Origin of the sequence: Bacteroides pyogenes DSM 20611 = JCM 6294, from assembly GCF_000428105.1 — a bacterium.
GTDB lineage: Bacteria > Bacteroidota > Bacteroidia > Bacteroidales > Bacteroidaceae > Bacteroides > Bacteroides pyogenes.
Window position 1 is genome coordinate 1 of the sequence record NZ_ATZH01000069.1, and the last position, 2,417, is coordinate 2,417.

Annotated in this window: 3 protein-coding genes and 2 pseudogenes; 2 read left to right on the forward strand and 3 right to left on the reverse strand. The window is 37.9% G+C overall.

Annotation, left to right across the window (positions count from 1 at the left end; genetic code table 11):
* Window positions 1–153 precede the first annotated feature (153 nt).
* Together C234_RS18305 and C234_RS18310 are read left to right on the forward strand one after the other, a co-directional pair.
* Window positions 154–417, forward strand: a pseudogene (locus tag C234_RS18305) (IS982 family transposase); the annotation flags it as partial.
* Window positions 391–533 (forward strand): annotated as a pseudogene (locus C234_RS18310) (IS982 family transposase); the annotation flags it as partial. The pseudogenes C234_RS18305 and C234_RS18310, both read left to right, overlap by 27 nt.
* A 223-nt stretch (window positions 534–756) precedes the next feature.
* On the opposite strand, the gene C234_RS0112835 reads toward C234_RS18310, so the two are convergent.
* The 3 genes from C234_RS0112835 to C234_RS17910 all read right to left on the reverse strand — a co-directional run.
* Window positions 757–1,656 carry a phosphodiester glycosidase family protein gene (locus tag C234_RS0112835; RefSeq protein WP_027326088.1) on the reverse strand — a complete coding sequence of 300 codons (900 nt, stop codon included), beginning with the start codon at window positions 1,654–1,656 and terminating at the stop codon, window positions 757–759.
* Between the two features lies 1 nt (window position 1,657).
* Window positions 1,658–2,020, reverse strand: coding sequence for a LytTR family DNA-binding domain-containing protein (locus C234_RS0112840; protein ID WP_027326089.1), 363 nt, complete (start codon window positions 2,018–2,020; stop codon window positions 1,658–1,660).
* Window positions 2,021–2,122: 102 nt separating this feature from the next.
* A partial coding sequence (locus tag C234_RS17910) for a hypothetical protein (RefSeq protein ID WP_211231534.1) occupies window positions 2,123–2,417 on the reverse strand: 295 nt, incomplete at its 5' end.

Genomic DNA, 2,417 nt, shown 5'->3' on the forward strand with positions numbered 1-2,417 from the left:
TTAGTCCCGACTCGGAGGCGAATCTGAACGAATCGTGCCCAGTCGGGACTAATTTTTTGTATTTTGCAATACGTACTTTACCGGAGGCTTACTTTTTTAGTACTATAAAGTTACAACAAATTTCGCTAATCACCAAATTTATAAGCACTTACAATTCGTCGAACTCACGTTAAATTAAATGTTTTTGATCATGTAATTTACAATTACCGTATGCACAACTTATATACAATATTGGCAAAATTTCTCAATATCTGCAAGCAAATTTCAGGTAACTTAGTCAATGAACATGGTAATATACCCCGTCTTGGAGTTATCCCCAAATTCTCCGATGTAGAAATTATAGCACTGAACATGACATCCGAAGCGATTGGCATTGACAGCGAATTCTTCTTTGGCAAGGCAAGAAAAAGGATAGAGACCTTATTCTCGCAGTTGTCTGACCAGTTCATGATTATACGGAACTATGCAAAAGATACGGAAAGGCTATATTTACCTGAATCATAGGGAGTTTTAGCGTACTGACAATCTTTTAATATATTAACCACAAAAATGGAAAACCGATCGGAAGAATGAAATATGCGCTAATTTAATTCCGCCAAGGGGTTAAAATTATTGCACAAGCAATCTGAATCTTTTGAATGGTATTCATTTCTGTTTTCATCGCAATATTATCTCTGACAGTATAACTATCAATTTTTGAAACAATACATCGCGATCATCATTCAAATTTATCATTTTCAAGCTCAATAGCATCTTTTACTTCCTTTTCCATACTATATAACTTATGTGTTTAGGCATTTTACGTCCATCTTTATAATAATTATCTTCTCCAAATTCATATATATTGTCATTTTTATCAACAGCCCATCCATAAGCTGATGAGCCGACAAGATATATAGCTTGATCAACACCCAAATCTGCCAATGCTTGAGCAAAATCGTGAAATGACTCTTTGGTGCCTGTTTCTACCATAAATATTTCACCTTGACGATCACAAATAGCTCTTCGAATTGATTTTCCTTTCGGCTCATTGTCAATGACTTCGCCATTACTAACCAAAGGATATTGGCGGAAGAAGTAGCCACCTTCTTCGGTTGCTTTCTCAAAGAGAGGCGAATTCTCAGCAACACCGATAGTTACTTTACCATTGATTGATGCACAATAACCTTTTTTGGAAACTCCCCACGATCGAGGCTCTCCATTTAGAACAAATGCACCTACTACACCTCCATTATCAGCGCGCACATCAGCAGCTTGAGCTGCATATATCACACTCTTGTCTTCTTTATTCAGTCTGCCAATATGTAGTGATAATTCGGCATTATGAGGGATGAAAATTTTTATGGGAATATCGTTAATCAAAGTATCTACGATTTCTATATATCCAGATCTCAATGAATCAACAGTACTGCCTATCCATTGATATTTGGTTGGCTCAGCTTCTCTAACAGGTTCGAATAAGGCAGGTCCCGGAGTCCCTAATTCCTGTATTTCTACTTCTTTATAACGAAAGATTATAAATATTATTACTCCGATTATGACTAAACCTAAAATAGATAGGATAAAAATCCATACATTACGGGGCACAGGATTCTTGTTGCCTTCTTCACCTATTATGCGAATTTGGTCATCTCTGATGTCCTTAAGCTCTTCCATCTTATTTAACCTCCTTTTCTAATAGCTCCTTCAACTGTTTTAATGCCTCTTTCGATGCAGTTACAGTGTGACTGAACGACACAATATCCGATAAAGTCAGCTTCTGTTTAGGAATGCTGATATAGTAGATGTAGGAGCGATTAATGATTAGGCTTTTACCTATTCGAATAAAAATATTGCCTTCACTACCGAGTTGGGACGAAAGTATCTTTTCTATTTGGCCCAATTGAAAAGATAACATTCGTACCTCATTATCTGTTTGAACAAGCGTAGAGTAATTTCCATCTGACACTATATAAACAATTCTGTCAGGTGCGATGCGAACCAAATCGATTGATGTTGATATGACTAATTGCTTTTTCATTCAATCATTTTTTCTAAGCAAATGTATGAGAGTGAAAAAAACGGCCATGCTATTACAGTTTGATGTGGCAAAGTTAATGTTTTTTCCTTAGACTGTCTCCTTTTAGTTCAAATCTTGTTGCCATATATCTATGATAGGGCCCGGTATCGCATCGGCTACCGTGCGTTTGTCACCAGCGTCACATGGTATTCCGCAAAGGCAGGCATGATCCCTCGAGACGATGGCCGTCCGGACGCAGCATCGCAGGGCAGGATGCCGACAAAGGTTTCGCCCCACAATTTCACCGGTCTCCATAAAATAATTGTAAGCCTCCGGTAAAGTACGTATTGCAAAATACAAAAAATTAGTCCCGACTGGGCACGATTCGTTCAGATTCGCCTCCGAGTCGGGACTAATA

Coding starts and splice junctions, on each gene's coding strand:
- C234_RS0112835 (WP_027326088.1), bottom strand. CDS start 1,656: ATGGAAGAGCTTAAGGACATCAGAGATGACCAAATTCGCATAATAGGT.
- C234_RS0112840 (WP_027326089.1), bottom strand. CDS start 2,020: ATGAAAAAGCAATTAGTCATATCAACATCAATCGATTTGGTTCGCATC.